Genomic DNA, 16,663 nt, shown 5'->3' with positions numbered 1-16,663 from the left:
CTTGTGCTACAATGAGCCTGAGATTCCCGCGCCCTGGCGTGGGGAAATTCCAGAAGGTTTTGTGCCGCCAGGACAGGCGGCACTTTTCATTCTTTCCAGAAAGGAACGAGAGGAATGGTACATCAATATCAGCTGGCAGGCTACAATATTGTGCTGGACACCTGTTCTGGGGCGATTCATGTGGTGGATGAAGCGGCCTATGACATGATCGGACTTTATAAGGAGAAGCCCCGGGCAGAAATCGTTGCCCTGATTATGGAGAAATACGCGGACCGGCCTGAGCTCACCCAGGAGGAGGTGGAGGCCTGCCTGGACGCCATCGGTGAGCTGGAAAAAGGCGGTCAGCTGTTTACGCCGGACAGCTTTCAGCCTATGGCCGGAGAGTTCAAGGCCCGCAGCGGCAATGTGGTCAAGGCCCTGTGCCTGCATGTGGCCCACACCTGCAACCTGAATTGCTCCTACTGCTTTGCCTCTCAGGGCAAATTTCACGGGGACCGGGCGTTAATGAGCTTTGAGGTGGGCAAGCGGGCTCTGGATTTCCTCATTGAGAACTCCGGCTCCCGCCGGAACCTGGAGGTGGACTTTTTCGGCGGCGAACCGCTGATGAACTGGGAGCTGGTCAAACGCTTGGTAGCCTATGCCCGCTCGGTGGAGAAGCAGGCAGGGAAGAATTTCCGCTTTACCCTTACCACCAACGGCATGCTCATCGACGACGATGTGATCGACTTTGCCAACCGGGAGATGTCCAACGTGGTGCTCAGTCTGGACGGCCGCCGGGAGATTCACGACCGATTTCGGGTGGACTATGCGGGCCGGGGGAGCTTTGACGCCATTGTCCCCAAGTTTCAGAAGCTGGTGCAGGCTCGGGGGGGCAAAAACTACTACATGCGGGGCACCTTTACCCATGCCAACCCGGATTTTCTCAAGGACATCGACGTGATGCTGGACCTGGGCTTTGACCAGCTGAGCATGGAGCCGGTGGTCTGCGCTGCCGATGACCCCTCTGCCCTGACTGAGGAGGACAAGCCCATTGTCATGGAGCAGTATGAGGAGCTGGCCGCAAAGCTGCTGGCCCGCCGCAAGGCAGGCAAGCCCTTCACCTTCTACCACTACATGATCGACCTGGAAGACGGGCCCTGCATTTACAAGCGTATCTCCGGCTGCGGCTCGGGCACCGAGTACATGGCCGTCACCCCCTGGGGCGACCTGTACCCCTGCCACCAGTTTGTGGGGGAGGAAAAATTCCGGCTGGGCTCGGTGTTTGAGGGAGTGACCAACCCTGCCCTGCAGGAGGAGTTTCGAGGCTGCAACGTGTATGCCCGCCCTGAGTGCGCCGACTGCTGGGCCAAGCTCTACTGCTCCGGAGGCTGCGCCGCCAACGCCTACCATGCCTCGGGAAGCATCAGCGGCGTGTACCCATACGGCTGCGACCTGTTCCGGAAACGGATGGAGTGTGCGATCATGCTCAAAGCCGCGGAAGCGGATTTGGAAGCTGCGGAAGCAGATTTAGACGCCGCTGGGACAGCACAGAGCCAGTCATGAACACCCCCATTTGCGACTTTGTGGACCGGTATGCTGCCAGTGCTCCGGTCCGGCTGCATATGCCTGGCCATAAGGGAACAGGCCCCTTGGGCTGCGAGAGCCGGGACCTGACAGAGCTAGACGGCGCGGATGACCTCTATCATCCCAGCGGCGTCATCCGGGAGAGCGAGAGGAACGCCGCCTCTCTGTTCGGCACAGGGGAGACCCTCTATTCCACCGAGGGCTCCTCCCAGTGCATTCGGGCCATGCTCTATCTGGCGGTGCTGACCTTTCAGGAAAAGCACCCCGGCGAGAGGCCGGCGGTCCTGGCGGGGCGCAACGCCCACAAGGCCTTTCTCACTGCTGCGGCTTTGCTGGACTTTGATATTGTCTGGCTATGCCCGGAGAACCGGGAGTACAGCCTGTGCCAGTGTGACTTTGGCAGAGAACAGCTGGAGACGCTGCTGCGGCAAACGCCTCATGCTGCCGCTGTGTACCTCACCAGCCCCGACTATCTGGGCCATACTGCCGCTGTAGCCCCGTTGGCGGCGGTTGCCCGTCAGTGGGGAGTCCCCCTTTTGGTGGACAATGCCCACGGGGCTTATCTGAGCTTTCTCAGTCCCTCCCGGCACCCCATCGCCCAGGGGGCGGACCTGTGCTGTGACAGCGCCCACAAGACTCTGCCGGTACTCACCGGCGGGGCATACCTTCATCTGGCAGCGGAAGCCCCGACCGAGTTTTTCTCTCATGCCCGGGAGGCTATGGCCCTGTTCGGCTCTACCAGCCCCTCTTACCTGATTTTGCAGTCCCTGGACCAAGCCAACCGGGCTCTTGCCGGGGACTATCCCCAGCGTCTGGCAGAGGCAGTCTGCCAATTAGACGGCCTTAAACGCCGTCTCGGGCGGCAGGGGTGGGGCTTTACCGGGGATGAGCCCTTGAAGCTTACGCTGGATACAAGGTCCTTTGGCTATACCGGCGGGGAATTGGCGGCGTTGCTGAAAAAGCGTCGGGTTTACTGTGAGTACGCTGACCCAGACTATCTGGTGCTGATGCCAGGGCCGGGGAATCTGCCGGCCCTGGACGCTTTGGAGAAGGCTTTTGCCGGGATAGAGAAGCGTCCTGCCCTTCCCCCGCCGGAGCTGCCCCCATTTCGCCGGCCAGAACGCCGGATGTCTCTGCGCCAGGCTCTGTTTCTGCCCAGTCAGCCGGTGCCAGTCCAGGAGGCTGTGGGACGGACCGCGGCCTCTCTGGCGGTGTCCTGCCCCCCGGCGGTGTGCCCTGTGGCCCCGGGAGAGGTGGTATCGGAGGAAGCTGTGCAGGTCTGCCAGTATTATGGTATAGAGAAGTTGTCCGTGCTTAAAGCGTTCTAGCATTTGTGTTTCAATAGCGTTAAATGCACAGGTGGGGGTGCACGGCCCTACATTCAGTTGCATAACACTGACACACAGAAGGAAAAACTTCCGGCAAAGCGGTCCTTAGCCCAGTCAAAATAAACTGATTGACAAAAGAGCTTCCCCCAGGTTCTGTGCCTGAGGGAAGCTCTTTTCAGACATCTGGCTTCAGCTTTCTGCCAACATCATGTTCATTTTCATGTACTGCTCATGAACCAGAGAGGGGAGCTGATCCTCCTGTCCGGGGGCGCAGTTCCGCACAACTTCAAGCATGCAATGGTCCAGGGGTATGTTGAACTTTACCACGCTGATCTGCTCCCGCAGCTCACAGTAGGCCTGAAAGTTGGCCGCGCTCATGGACTGTCCGTGCTGGGGGGCGTCCTGGGAATACAGCTCACTGTGCACCGGCAGAGCGTGAAGATGAGCATAGAGCGGCTGATTCCCCTGGGTAGACTTGTCCAGCAGCCGGTCCAGTACCCTAAATGCCTGCTGGGGGTATGGGGTGTTGCGGTTGATTGCCGCCATGCTGCTGACGCCAGCCGTGCACCCGCCGGTGGTATTGTACTCGCCCAGCATCCAGTATTCCGGCGCGTCATCATCCAGGGGGACAGAGCTGCTGTCTAACGCAGTAATATGGCCGTCTGTTATCTGGGCGAATACATAGGGGGCGGGAGTCTCCTCTTGAGAGAGGCTCCCCTGGTCACGGTAACGGCGGAAGTAGTCCAGCATATCCTCCTCCGAAATGGAGAGCTTGTCGTTCTTATAGTCCGCCACGTCGCCCATAATGCTGTACACCCGGGTGTTTTGAGCCAGCATCCTGGCCGTGGGGTCGCTGCTGGCTGCCAGGTCGTCCCAGGTAGGGGAAAGGTCAAAGGAGGGGGTGTAGGCATCCTTCTCCAACAGAATGATCCACATATCATAGGCCAAGGGCAGCACCTGTTGGCCCTCGTCATTACGGCCCGCCTCCATGATGTTGGGGAGCAGCTTGTCCCACTCCATATATTCGGCATTTTCTATGTACTCATCCAGGGGCAGAAAAATACGGTTCTCCATGGCCTGACGGGGGAAGGGGAACAGCCCGGTAGCCTCGTCTCCCATGGCAGTATAAGTAAAAGGTGAATAGCAGGCGCAGAGAAACACATCCGGCCCCTTGCCTGCCAGAATCTCTGTGCGGATGCGGGTCAGCTCTGTCTTCCGGTTGGGGCTGTCCCCCTTGGGAAGGCTTTCCAGGAGGAGAGTGAACTCCGAGCCGTTGCCGGGAACAGAGTCAAGAAAGGCCTGAGACTCCTGGCTGTTGACGCTGGGAAAGTCGACACAAACGCGCAGCACGGGGAGCTCTGCGGACTCCTCGGCGCCGGTGCTGGCAGGGTCCTTCTGAGATGCCTCTGACTGGGCCGGAGCAGGGCTGGAACAGCTGGTGAAGACCGCAAGGACAAGGGCGAGAGATAAGACGATAGAAAACCACTTTTTCATAGTATCTCAACCACCTTTCGTAAAAATTATACTACAGAATTGTGTATTTGTAAATGGTTTTTTAAAAAAGAGCACAAAAAGATATGGCTGTACCAGTACCTCTGTCGAAATGTGGTAGCTTCTGGAGGGGCAAAAGGCTAGTCCCTGAGCCTTATTCCCAGCAGCCGCCACAAGCTGCGGCCACACACTTTCCCTTTCGCTTACACCAGCGTTCCCCGGGAAGACAGTCCAGCGCTTGCGCTGGTTCATAAAGTTTTTACAAATATTGTATTGACTTTTTCTGACCATAGTGGTACATTATAGATACAGTTTAGCACTCGATGGTTATGAGTGCTAAAACCCGCCCGGAAGGGCAGAAGGGAAGGCGGTCCTATGGAGCTTACCCTGCGAAGAAAAAGAATACTGGCCTCAGTGGTCACTGGCTATATTCAACATGGAGAGCCGGTGGGCAGCAAGGCCATTGCAGAGGAGATCGGCGTCTCCTCTGCCACAGTACGCAACGAGATGGCCAGCCTGACCGAGCTGGGCCTGCTGGAACAGCCCCATACCTCGGCAGGCCGGGTGCCCTCTCAGCGGGGCTACCGGGAATATGTGGACCGGCTGATGCAGGTGCCGGAGCTGACTCCCGCCCAGCGGCAGGGAATCGACGCCCGGCTGGCCCCGGGCCAGTATGACCCGGAGCAGCTGCTTCTGCGGGCAGTGCAGCTGGCCGCAGGCATCAGCCGGTGCATTGCCGCCGTTACCACGCCGGGAGGGCCCGGCTCCCGAATCAAGGCGGTGCAGCTGGTGCAGACCAGCCGCCGCACGGCCATGCTGCTGGTGATGAGCTCTGCCGGCACCATGAAAAGCCGGGTGTTTCGCTGCGACTACGATTTGACCAATGACATTCTCCGGGTGTTCTTCCGGGTGTTCAACGAAAGAGTCACCGGGAAAATGGTCTCGGAGATCACCCCGGCCTTTTTGCAGAGCCTGGGGGCCTCTCTGGGAGAGCTGTACGCGATGATCGGCGCACCCCTGCGGGCTTTGCTCGAGGCCGCCGACGACACGGCCCGGACCGACACCCTGCTGAGCGGACAGATGAACCTGCTCCTCTATCAGGAGCTGGGAGCTGCGGAGGCCCGTCGGGTCCTGAACTTTCTGGAACGGCGGCAGGAGCTCTCCGGTCTGCTGGCCCAAAAGCCCGGCCGGGTGACTGTGCTGATTGGTCAGGAGTGCGGCTGGCCGGAGCTGGAAGGCGTGTCCCTTTTGACCGCCCGCTACCATGTGGACGGTCAGGACGCGGGAGCGATTGCGACGGTGGGGCCGGTACGGATGGATTACCCCGGGGTTACGGCAGTGCTCAGCTACCTGGCGGAGCAGATCAGTCTTCAGCTGACCGCCCTGGCCCGGGAGGAATAAACAGAATGGAAAAAGGTTCGTTCTCTTAAAAATATGAACGCAGAAAGGAGCCGGAAGCATGAAGGACAAGGAGAAGAAGCCCCCTGAGGCGGAGGTCCCGCCGGAACAGGAGGCAGAGCCCCAGGAGGAGCGGGAGCCGGGAAATGAGCTGGAAAAGCTCCAAGCGGAGCTGGCCGGACAGAAGGAGCAGTATCTGCGGGTGCTGGCGGAGTATGACAATTTTCGCAAGCGCACGGCAGGGGAGAAGACAGCTATTTACAATAACGCGGTGGCTGACACTGTGCAGGCCATTCTGCCCATTGCCGACAATATCGGCCTGGCCCTGGGGCAGGAAAATGCCTCGGGTGAGGACATGCGCAAGGGTGTGGAGATGATTGAGGCCCAGATAGAGAGCGCCTTTGAAAAGCTTGGCGTTGCACCGGTAGGAGCGGTGGGGGAGGCCTTTGACCCCAACCTGCACAACGCCGTAGCCCATATTGAGGATGAGGCGCTGGGGGAGAATGTGATTTCCGCTGTGTTCCAAAAGGGCTACACTTTGGGCGACCGGGTAGTCCGCCACGCTATGGTGCAGGTTGCCAACTGACAGGAGGCGCAGCCAATGGGCAGGTCATTTGCAGAAATGCAGGAAATGTACCGGGAGGTTGTCCGCCGCTTTGGCAAAATTGAGGGGAAGCCCTGGCAGGCCTCCGGGGCTATGATTGAGCTGACCAAGCAGACCGGCGAGCTGGCAAAGCAGGTCATGCTGAAAGAGAACTACTATGCCTGGAATGGAGATGAGGCGGAGATCGACCAACAGCTGGGCAATGAGATGGCGGACGTGATTGCTCAGGTCATGCGTTTGGCAGACCATTACCAGATTGATCTGGAACAGGCGTTTCTGGATGCCAGAGAAGACGAGGACGCCTACTTGAGGTCCCGGGGCGTATAAAAGTGTTAGGTAATAGAAGTGAAATAGATAATTCAATAATTAAGAGAGGTAATCTACTATGGCAAAAATGATAGGTATTGATTTGGGCACAACAAACTCCTGCGTGGCGGTCATCGAGGGCGGCGAGCCGGTGGTTATCGCCAATGCCGAGGGAGCCCGTACCACTCCCTCTGTGGTGGCGTTCAGCAAAACCGGCGAGCGCATGGTGGGCCAGGTGGCAAAGCGTCAGGCTATCACCAACCCGGACCGCACAGTCTCCTCGATCAAGCGGGAGATGGGCAGCGCCTATAAGGTGAGCGTTGACGACAAGAGCTTTACTCCTCAGGAAATCAGCGCCATGATTCTGCAGAAGCTGAAGGCGGATGCCGAGGCCTATCTGGGCGAGCCTGTGGCCAGCGCAGTGATTACAGTGCCCGCTTACTTCACCGATTCTCAGCGTCAGGCCACCAAGGACGCGGGCAGGATTGCCGGCCTGGAGGTCAAGCGCATTATCAACGAGCCCACCGCCGCCGCGCTCTCTTACGGCGTTGACAAGGACAATGACCAGAAGGTGATGGTGTACGACCTGGGCGGCGGCACCTTTGACGTGTCCATTATTGAGATGGGCGACGGCGTGCAGGAGGTGCTTGCTACTGCCGGCAACAACCGCTTGGGCGGCGACGATTTTGACCAGCGGGTCATCGACTGGATTGTAGGCGGCTTCAAGGTGGAGCAGGGCATTGACCTCTCCGGCGATAGGATGGCCATGCAGCGCATCAAGGAGGCTGCGGAGAAGGCTAAGATTGAGCTCTCCGGCGTGACCAGCGCGGCCATCAACCTGCCCTTTATCACCGCCGACGCCACTGGCCCCAAGCATCTGGACATGACCCTGAGCCGGGCCAAGTTCAACGAGCTCACTGCCGACCTGGTGGAAAAGACCATGGGCCCTGTGCGCCAGGCTCTTCAGGACAGCGGTCTGTCCATTGGGGAGATCAGCAAGGTGCTGCTGGTGGGCGGCTCCTCCCGCATTCCTGCCGTGCAGGACGCGGTGAAGAACTTTATTGGAAAAGAGCCCTTCAAGGGCATCAACCCGGACGAGTGCGTGGCTATGGGCGCGGCCATTCAGGCGGGTGTGCTGAATAACGAGGTCCAGGGTCTGCTGCTGCTGGACGTGACGCCTCTGAGCCTGGGCGTGGAGACCATGGGCGGCGTTATGACCAAGATCATTGACCGCAACACCACCATCCCCACCAAAAAGAGCCAGATATTCTCTACAGCCGCTGACAGCCAGACCCAGGTAGAGGTCTACGTGCTGCAGGGCGAGCGGGAGTTTGCCCGGGACAATAAGCAGCTGGGCCTGTTCAAGCTGGACGGTATTGCCCCCGCTCCCCGGGGCATCCCTCAGATCGAGGTCACCTTTGACATTGACGCCAACGGCATCGTCAATGTCTCTGCCAAGGACCTGGGCACCGGCAAGGAGCAGCATATCACCATCAGCTCCAGCTCCAACATGAGCAAGGAGGACATTGACAAGGCGGTAAAGGCTGCCGAGCAGTTTGCCGAGGAGGACAAAAAGCGCAGGGAAGAGGTGGATGTGAAAAACAACGCGGAGAACCTGTGCTACTCTGCGGAGAAGCTGCTGGCAGACAGCGGCGACAAGCTGCAGGAGGCAGATAAGAACGAGATCAACGTGAAGGTAGCGGCGCTGCGGGATAAGCTGCAGAACGGCTCGGTGGAGGAGCTGAAGACGGGCATGGATGAGCTGCAAAAGGCAGTGTATGCGGTCAGCGAAAAGCTCTACCAGCAGGCAGCCCCCCAGCAGGGTCCTGAGGGCCCCCAGAACCCCGGCGCTCCCGGTGATGGCGGGAACGGCGGCGACGGCAATGTCTACGACGCAGACTTCAAAGACGTAAACTAAGGCCCGGCGGGGTTTCAGGAGTTGATTTGAGTGGCAGACAAAAGAGACTACTATGAGGTGCTGGGCATTGGCAAGTCCGCCTCAGAGGATGAGATCAAAAAGGCCTACCGCCAGCTGGCGAAAAAGTACCACCCGGACCTGAACCCCGACGACAAGGCCGCTGAGGCCAAGTTCAAGGAGGTCAACGAGGCCTACGAGGTGCTCTCAGACGGCGACAAGCGGGCCCGCTACGACCAGTTCGGCCATGCGGGAGTTGATCCCAACTTTGGCGGCGGGGCAGGGGGGGGCAACCCTTTCCAGGGGGCCGGCTTCGATATTGGAGACATCTTCGACAGCTTTTTTGGGGGCGGCTTTGGGGGCGGCAGAAGACAGAACCCCAACGCGCCCCGGCAGGGCAGCGATGTTCAGGCCAATATTGCCATCAGCTTTGAGGAGGCGGCCAAGGGCTGCAAGCAGACGGTGGAGTACCAGCAGATCGAGCAGTGCGAGGATTGCCACGGCACCGGCGCGGCAGAGAGCACCAGCCCCAAAACCTGCCCCAACTGTAACGGAACCGGGCAGGTGCGGGTCAGCCAGCGCACCCCCTTTGGGGTCATGCAGTCCAACCACACCTGCGACCGCTGCCGGGGCACAGGCAAAATCATTGAAAAGCCCTGCCGCACCTGCGATGGCAAGGGCCGGGTCCGGCGGCGGAAGACCATTGAGGTCACCGTGCCCGCGGGGATCAGCGATGAGCAGATTCTCAACGTCAGCGGCAAGGGCAATGCCGGCAGCAACGGCGGGCCCAACGGCGACCTGCATGTATATGTTTCGGTCCGTCCCCATCCTGTTTTTCAGCGCAGGGGCAACGACGTCTGGTGCGAGATGCCCATTACCTTCACCCAGGCGGCCTTGGGCGCGGATGTGGAGGTGCCCACTCTGGACGGCAGGGTCAGCTACCACGTCCATGAGGGCGCCCAGCCCGGGGACGTATTCCGGCTGAAGGGGAAGGGGATACAGAATCTCCACAACCCCCGGATGCGGGGCGACCAGTATGTTCAGGTGACAGTGGAGGTGCCCAAAAATCTGAACAAGCGTCAGAAGGAGATTCTGGCCGAGCTGGACAACAACACGGATGACAAGAATTATCAGAAACGCAAAAGCTTCTTCTCCAAGCTGAAGGATATGTTTGGAGACTGAAAATAAGAGAACGCCCCCTGTCCACAGCATAGGACAGGGGGCGTTCTCTTATGGTTCTGTTTTGGGAGGAATGGAAAAAGAGCGGCGGCATATATATAATTGACGCGGTTGGAAAGAAACGCCCCTTTTCAAATATGCGTTAACAATATGTACCCGGTCACAAACGAATCTTTATCCACTGCCCCTTGCGGAAACGGATGGAAGTGAGGATGAACCGCAGCACCTGGTCGCAGAAGGTGCCCAGCCATGCGCCGATAAGCCCAATGCCCAAGGGATAGCACAGCAGCCAGCTCATGCCGGGACGAATGCAGGTGACGCTGATCAGAGACACCAGCGCGGTGAATCTGGTATCGCCCGCGCCCCGCAGACAGCCAAAGAGTACCACCTGCTCAATCTGAAAGAACAGGGTGATACTGAGGATGCGCATGATGACAGAGCCATATTCCAGAATGGGAGCCTCCTGGGAGAACAGCATGAAAATCTGCTTACCAAACAGGAAGTAGACTGTTGCCACCAGAAAGGCACAGATCAGTCCCAGCTTCTGGCATACATTGCCGTAGAGCTTTGCCATGTCCGGCCGCTTGCGCCCCAGGCTCTGGCCGATCAGCGTCACCGAGGCCACCGAGAGCCCATCCCCAAAGGAGAAGGACATGCTCATCATGTTCATGCCAATCTGATGGGCGGCCATCTCTGTGGTGCCCAGATGGGCCACTGTCATGGCAAACAGCAGAAAGCCCACCCGCAGGCAGAGCTGCTCTACAAAGGCGCTGGAGCCCACATTCAGCAGAGACCGGACGCTGGTCCGGTCTGCGACCCAGCCCTTGACTGCCCGCAGGTTGATAAAGCCGTCCCGGCGCAGAACAGAGGCAATGCTGAGGCAGCAGGCGCAAACCGTGCCAATCACTGTGGCCAGCGCCGCACCCCGCACCCCAAGAGCAGGAAAGCCGAAATTGCCCCCAATGAGCAGATAGTTGAAGATCACGTTGACTGTATTGGAGATGACATTGGTGAGCATGGCAATGCGGGTGTTGCCCGCCCCCCGCTGGGCGGCGTTGAGCATCAGCGACACCGTGGAGAAGCCCATGCCCCCCATGATGATTTGCAGGTACTCCACCGCGTACTGGTGGGTGTCTGCCTGAGAGCCTACCATGCGGACAATGGGGCTGGCAAATGTCACAAAAATGGTGCTGATCACCAAAGTGAGGCCCAATGTGACCAGCAGCGCCATGCGGACGATGCGGTTGGCGCTCTCCCGGTCATCGGCCCCCTTCCGCCGGGCAACCAGGGCGGAGACAGCCACATTGAGGGACAGGAAGATGGCCAGCCCCAAAAACTTGGCCTGGGTGGTCAGCCCTACCGCCGCAATGGCAAAGGAGCCCAAGGACCCCACCATAATGGTATCTACCATGCCTGCCAAGCACACAAAGAAGGACTCCAGCACTGAGGGCCAGGCCACGCCAAGAGCGTCCCGCACAATACGCCCGCTGGGGGGGACGTCGCCCAACTCCATGCCCTTGCACACCTTTTGGGGGTTTACAAACTGCAATTTTCCCACACTCCTCACAAAATTAGTTGTTAATGCAATTATTATACACCCCTCCTTCACAAATTGCAAGGGCGAGCGCAATCTGATTCACAGGACAGGGCGCCGGCAAGGCTGCGGGCAGAAGCTTCAGCTGTGGCTAGGGACGTATCCGCAGCTACACACTGTGAGATGCGGCTATGGGCCGGGAGACAGGCCTGCAGGTGAATCATTGTGATTCTGCCAGGTTCTGTCAGCCCGGTTGAGCAGAATTACCGATTTTCTTTCTCAAATTATCGATAAATAGTTATCGATAACGATTGTGCAGATATCAAAATTTTCTATTTGCAAATAAGCTCGAAAAATGCTACAATGAAGCTATAAGTTTCCACCATAACACTCTATTAGGAGGTCAAAATCATGAAAGTAACAGTGTGCATCGGCAGCTCCTGCCATATCAAGGGTTCCCGCCAGGTGGTCGAGCAGCTGCAGCAGCTCGTAGCCGACAACGGCCTGAAGGAGAAGGTGGACCTGGGCGGTACCTTCTGCATGGGCAAGTGCCAGCAGGGCGTGTGCGTCACCGTAGACGACCAGTTCCATTCCGTGTCCCCCGAGACCGTGGAGCAGTTCTTCGAGACCGAGATCAAGGCCAAGGTCTGAGAGCCTGATACCTCTCAAGAAAGGAGACTGGGAGTATGCCGGATTCTTTGCGGCTCAAAAAGTCCAACTGTAAGAACTGCTATAAGTGCATCCGCCATTGTCCCGTAAAGGCCATCCGCTTTTCGGGCAGCCAGGCGCACATCATCAACGACGAGTGTATCCTCTGCGGCGAGTGCTTTGTGGTCTGTCCCCAAAACGCCAAGGAGATTGTAGACGGCATTGAGAAGGCCAAGGTGCTGATGCAGACCGGCGCGCCGGTGATTGTCAGCATGGCGCCCTCCTTTGTGGCCAATTATCCCGGCGTGGGCATCAACGCCATGCGCCGGGCGCTGAAGCAGCTGGGCTTCTTCGATGTGGAGGAGACTGCCCTGGGTGCTACTATGGTCAAAACCGAGTACGACCGCATGTTGAAAGAGGATAAGCGGGATGTGATTATCAGCTCCTGCTGTCATTCCATCAATCTGCTCATTCAGAAGCATTTCCCCGCCGCTTTGGAGTTTTTGGCGGATATCGATTCCCCCATGCTGGCCCACTGCAAGGATATCAAGCGGCGCGTTCCCGAGGCGAAGACCGTTTTCATTGGTCCCTGCGTGGCCAAAAAGGACGAGGCCGAGCGCTATGAGAATATTGTGGACTGCGTCCTCACCTTTGAGGAGCTGACCCGCTGGCTGGACACGGCCGGTGTGAAGCTGGAGCAGGAGCTGGACAGCGAGGAGTGCAGCCGGGCCCGGTTCTTCCCCACCACCGGCGGCATTTTGAAGACCATGGCCCTGGACGCCCCCGGCTATGCCTACCTGGCTCTGGACGGGGCGGAGAACTGCATGAAGGCCCTGCGGGATATTATAGACGGCAAGCTGCACAAGTGCTTTATCGAAATGTCCATCTGTCCCGGCAGCTGCATCGGCGGCCCGGTGATGGAGAACCGCGCCCCGGTGCGGGACTATGTGGCGGTCTCCAACTATGCCGGCGAGCGGGACTTTGAGGTTAAGCAGCCTGAGCCCAGAAGCATGAAGAAGAGCTTCCCCTATCTGGAAATGCAGAGCCCTGCTCCCACCGAGGCGGAGATCAACACGGTGCTCCGCCAGATGGGCAAGTTCAAGCCCTCCCAGGAACTCAACTGCGGCTCCTGCGGCTACAACACCTGCCGGGAAAAGGCCATTGCCGTGTGCCAGGGCAAGGCGGAGATCAGCATGTGTCTGCCCTTCCTCAAGGACAAGGCCGAGAGCTTCTCCGACGCCATTGTCAACAACACCCCCAACGGCTTGATTGTGCTCAACGAGGACCTGGAGGTACAGCAGATCAACAACATGGCCCGCAAGATCATGAACATCCGCTCTGCCTCTGATGTGCTGGGCGAGCCGGTGGTGCGCATTCTGGACCCCACCGTGTTCCTCAATGTACTGAACACCAAGCGGGATGTACATGACCAGCGGGTGTATCTGGCTGAATATAAATGCTATGTGGAACAGACTGTGGTCTACGACCGTGACCTTCACATCCTCATCGGCGTCATGCGCGACATTACAGATGAGCAGCTGGAGCGGGAGAAGAAGGAGGACATCAGCCGCCAGACCGTAGAGGTGGCCGACAAGGTGGTGGATAAGCAGATGCGCATTGTCCAGGAGATTGCCTCTCTGCTGGGCGAAACCGCTGCCGAAACCAAGATCGCACTGACAAAGCTGAAGGAGTCGATCACCGATGAATGATCTCTGCGCGGATATCGGATACAAGAGCATCAACCATTACGGCGAGCAGCTCTGCGGCGACCATGTGGACGTAGTGGAGCAGAGCGACGCCTCCACCATTGTGGTGCTGGCGGACGGCCTGGGCAGCGGCGTCAAAGCCAGCATCCTCTCCACGCTGACTTCAAAGATCATCTCCACCATGATGGCGGAGGGGATGCCATTGGAGGAGTGCGTCTCCGCTGTGGCGGCGACCCTGCCGGTGAGTTCCGAGCACGGCGTGGCCTACTCCACCTTCACCATTATTCATCTGCAAAACAACCAGGTGGCCGAGATCATCCAATACGACAATCCCCATGTGATTCTTCTGCGGGACGGAGCCAACTACGACTACCCCAAGACGGAGATGAACATAGGGGGCAAGCAAATTTTCAAGTCCACTATCCCTTTGAGGGAGAACGATGTGTTTATCGCCATGAGCGACGGCTGTCCCCATGCAGGCATTGGCATTGAGTACAACTTCGGCTGGGCCATTGAGGACATCACCAGCTTTATGGAGACCATTGTGCTGGCGGGCTACACTGCCAAGACCCTCTCTACCATGCTGGTGGACGAGTGCTACAAGCTGTATGGGGGAGAGCCCAAGGACGATGTGACCTCCTGCGTGGTGCGCATCCGCAAGCGGGAGCCCATGAACCTGCTGTTCGGCCCGCCCTCCAACCGGGACGACTGCGACCGGATGATGAGCCTGTTCTTCTCCAAAGAGGGCAAGCATATCATCTGCGGTGGCACCACCTCTACCATCGCGGCCAAGTTCCTGCGCAAGCCCCTGCGCCCCAGCCTGAACTTTGAGGGCTCTGACCTGCCGCCCACTGCCGAGATTGAGGGTGTGGACCTGGTGACTGAGGGCGTGATCACCATTGCTCGGGTGCTGGAATATGCCAAGGACTATTTGAAGGACAACGACCGCTATGAGGACTGGGGCATGAAGCGGGACGGCGCGGCCATGATCAGCCGTTTCCTGTTTGAGGAGGCCACGGATATCAACTTCTATGTGGGCCGGGCCATCAACCCCGCCCACCAGAATCCGGACCTGCCCATCACCTTCAGCATTAAAATGAGCCTTGCCGACGAGCTGGTAGACTGCCTGCGGCAGATGGGCAAGCGTGTCAAGGTGAGCTATTTCTAAACGCAAGCTATTTTTAAGGAGGACCCAAAGTGAGCCAAGTAAAACAGATCAAACGATTCGATACCAAGGTGCAGTACCTGAAATACAAAGTCCTCCGCGAGACGGCCCGCCTGGCCTGGGACGACAAGCTGCTGGAAAATATGGTGGACATCCCCAAAACCATCGTGCCCGGCAAGGAGCCCACCATGCGCTGCTGCGTCTACAAGGAGCGGGCTATTCTGGCCGAGCGGGTGAAGATGGCCATGGGCGGACATGCCGACAACCCCAACATCATTGAGGTTATCGACATAGCCTGCGACGAGTGCCCTGCCGCCGGCTATGAGGTCACCGACTCCTGCCGGGGCTGTCTGGCCCATCGCTGTGAGGATGTATGCCGCCGGGGCGCTATCTCCTTTGACCACAACCATGTGGCGCATATCGACAAGACCAAGTGCGTGGAGTGCGGCCAGTGCGCCAAGGTCTGCCCCTACTCCGCCATTGTGGACCGGAAACGCCCTTGCCAGGTGGCCTGCAAGGTCAAGGCCATTTCGATCACGGAGGACAATGCCGCTGCCATTGATGACAGCAAGTGCATCCAGTGCGGCGCCTGTGTATATCAGTGCCCCTTTGGCGCGATTACTGACAAGTCCTTTATGCTTAATGTGATTGACATGCTGAAAAAGAGCGAGGGCAATACCAAGTACAAGGTTTACGCGGTGGTGGCCCCCTCCATTTCCAGCCAGTTCGTCTACGCCAACCTGGGCCAGGTCATCACCGGACTGAAGGAGCTGGGCTTCTTCACTGTGATTGAGGCCGCTTTGGGCGCAGACATGGTGGCTATGGAGGAGTCTCAGGAGCTGGCCGAAAAGGGCTTCCTTACCAGCTCCTGCTGTCCGGCCTTTGTCAGCTACATCAAGTCCGCTTTCCCAGAGTTGGTGGAGAACATCTCTCACAACCTGTCGCCTATGGCAAGGCTTGCCAAGTATCTGAAGGAGACCGACCCCACTGGCAAGGTGGTCTTTATTGGCCCCTGCACTGCCAAAAAGGCAGAGGCCCGGCTGGAACGGGTGCGCCCGCTGATTGACGCGGTGCTCACCTTTGAGGAGCTGCAGGCCCTGTTCGACAGCCGAGATATGGATATCACCCAGCTGACGGAGGACGTGCTGGACAATGCATCCTATTATGGGCGCATCTTTGCCCGTTCCGGCGGCGTGTCTGATGCAGTGGCTCAGGCCATGAAGGAGCAGGGCATTGAGTTCGACCTGAAGGCTGTTCCCTGCGACGGCATTGAGGCCTGCCGCATGGCTCTGCTGAAAAAGTCCAAGAACGCTCTGGCCGGCAACTTTATCGAGGGCATGGCCTGCACCGGAGGCTGCATTGGCGGCGCCGGCTGCCTGACCCACGGTGAGAAAAACAAGGCCGAGGTGGACAAGTATGGCCAGGAGGCCATGGAGAAAACCATCAACGACGCGGTCGCTTTCCTGAATATGTAAGCGGTCGGTTCAAACAAAAAAACAGCGGTCTGGTTCTGCCAGACCGCTGTTTTTTTAAGGAGTGGGGAAGAAAAGAAAAAATGGCTGCCGCAGTTTTTTGCAGCAGCCAAGCTGACTGGGTATGTTGTCTCAAAATACGCTGCGGCATCAGGAGGCCAATTCCTGCTTTCTGGTCTTGACAATTTCCTCCAGCTGGTCCAGAATTGAGGGCGTTGTTACATCCTCCACCAACGCCGAGAGCAGGTTGGGAACAGAATGCTGAGAAAACACAGGGCTGTTCTTGATCTGCATAATGGCATAGCTATCAGCCGAAACACAGGGTGTAAAGGTTCGGGCGTAGTTCTTGGTGCT

14 protein-coding genes are annotated in these 16,663 nt (G+C 58.3%); 11 read left to right on the top strand and 3 right to left on the bottom strand.

Annotation, left to right across the window (positions count from 1 at the left end):
* Nucleotides 1-114: 114 nt before the first annotated feature.
* Both scfB and ACTO5E_RS06565 read left to right on the top strand, forming a co-directional pair.
* Nucleotides 115-1,542, top strand: coding sequence for a thioether cross-link-forming SCIFF peptide maturase (scfB, locus tag ACTO5E_RS06570; protein ID WP_482302604.1), 1,428 nt, complete (start codon nt 115-117; stop codon nt 1,540-1,542).
* Nucleotides 1,539-2,891, top strand: a complete 1,353-nt coding sequence (locus ACTO5E_RS06565; RefSeq protein WP_482302602.1) for an Orn/Lys/Arg family decarboxylase — start codon at nt 1,539-1,541, stop codon at nt 2,889-2,891. Before scfB ends, ACTO5E_RS06565 begins: the two co-directional genes overlap by 4 nt.
* A gap of 189 nt (nt 2,892-3,080) precedes the next feature.
* Here the strand turns inward: ACTO5E_RS06565 and ACTO5E_RS06560 are convergent, their stop codons facing one another.
* Complete coding sequence (locus ACTO5E_RS06560; protein ID WP_482302600.1) at nt 3,081-4,385, bottom strand: hypothetical protein; 1,305 nt, start codon at nt 4,383-4,385, stop codon at nt 3,081-3,083.
* Nucleotides 4,386-4,757: 372 nt separating this feature from the next.
* Here ACTO5E_RS06560 and hrcA point away from each other — a divergent pair, with 372 nt between their 5' ends.
* From hrcA to dnaJ, 5 genes are read left to right on the top strand one after another with little or no spacing between them, the layout of a single operon-like run.
* Nucleotides 4,758-5,783 carry a heat-inducible transcriptional repressor HrcA gene (gene hrcA, locus ACTO5E_RS06555; RefSeq protein ID WP_482302598.1) on the top strand — a complete coding sequence of 342 codons (1,026 nt, stop codon included), beginning with the start codon at nt 4,758-4,760 and terminating at the stop codon, nt 5,781-5,783.
* A gap of 58 nt (nt 5,784-5,841) precedes the next feature.
* A complete protein-coding gene (gene grpE, locus ACTO5E_RS06550) occupies nt 5,842-6,366 on the top strand; it encodes a nucleotide exchange factor GrpE (protein ID WP_482302597.1) in 525 nt (174 codons plus the stop codon).
* Nucleotides 6,367-6,381: 15 nt separating this feature from the next.
* Nucleotides 6,382-6,711, top strand: a complete 330-nt coding sequence (locus tag ACTO5E_RS06545) for a MazG-like family protein (protein ID WP_482302595.1) — start codon at nt 6,382-6,384, stop codon at nt 6,709-6,711.
* 58 nt (nt 6,712-6,769) lie between these two features.
* Entirely contained in the window at nt 6,770-8,608 is a 1,839-nt protein-coding gene (gene dnaK / locus ACTO5E_RS06540; RefSeq protein WP_482302593.1) for a molecular chaperone DnaK, read from the top strand.
* Between the two features lie 30 nt (nt 8,609-8,638).
* Nucleotides 8,639-9,787 (top strand): molecular chaperone DnaJ, encoded by a 1,149-nt coding sequence (gene dnaJ / locus ACTO5E_RS06535; RefSeq protein WP_482302592.1) that lies wholly within the window; start codon nt 8,639-8,641, stop codon nt 9,785-9,787.
* Between the two features lie 157 nt (nt 9,788-9,944).
* On the opposite strand, the gene ACTO5E_RS06530 is transcribed toward dnaJ, so the two are convergent.
* On the bottom strand, nt 9,945-11,342 hold the full coding sequence (locus ACTO5E_RS06530; RefSeq protein WP_482302590.1) for an MATE family efflux transporter: 1,398 nt from the start codon (nt 11,340-11,342) through the stop codon (nt 9,945-9,947).
* 387 nt (nt 11,343-11,729) lie between these two features.
* On the opposite strand from ACTO5E_RS06530, the gene ACTO5E_RS06525 reads away from it, so the two are divergent.
* The 4 genes from ACTO5E_RS06525 to ACTO5E_RS06510 are packed head-to-tail and all read left to right on the top strand — an operon-like array spanning nt 11,730 to nt 16,312.
* Nucleotides 11,730-11,969 (top strand): (2Fe-2S) ferredoxin domain-containing protein, encoded by a 240-nt coding sequence (locus tag ACTO5E_RS06525; RefSeq protein ID WP_482302588.1) that lies wholly within the window; start codon nt 11,730-11,732, stop codon nt 11,967-11,969.
* 35 nt (nt 11,970-12,004) lie between these two features.
* On the top strand, nt 12,005-13,675 hold the full coding sequence (locus ACTO5E_RS06520; protein ID WP_482302586.1) for a [Fe-Fe] hydrogenase large subunit C-terminal domain-containing protein: 1,671 nt from the start codon (nt 12,005-12,007) through the stop codon (nt 13,673-13,675).
* The gene (locus tag ACTO5E_RS06515) at nt 13,668-14,840 is read left to right on the top strand and encodes a SpoIIE family protein phosphatase (RefSeq protein WP_482302584.1); all 1,173 of its coding nucleotides are present in this window, start codon (nt 13,668-13,670) and stop codon (nt 14,838-14,840) included. The genes ACTO5E_RS06520 and ACTO5E_RS06515 overlap by 8 nt, the downstream gene beginning before the upstream one ends.
* 29 nt (nt 14,841-14,869) lie before the next feature.
* Nucleotides 14,870-16,312, top strand: a complete 1,443-nt coding sequence (locus tag ACTO5E_RS06510) for a 4Fe-4S dicluster domain-containing protein (protein WP_482302583.1) — start codon at nt 14,870-14,872, stop codon at nt 16,310-16,312.
* Between the two features lie 147 nt (nt 16,313-16,459).
* Here the strand turns inward: ACTO5E_RS06510 and ACTO5E_RS06505 are convergent.
* A partial coding sequence (locus ACTO5E_RS06505; protein WP_482302581.1) for a hypothetical protein occupies nt 16,460-16,663 on the bottom strand: 204 nt, incomplete at its 5' end.

The organism is Acutalibacter sp., from assembly GCF_056800975.1.
Note: the sequence above shows the minus strand (reverse complement) of the source record. Positions and strands in the feature narration are given on the sequence as shown.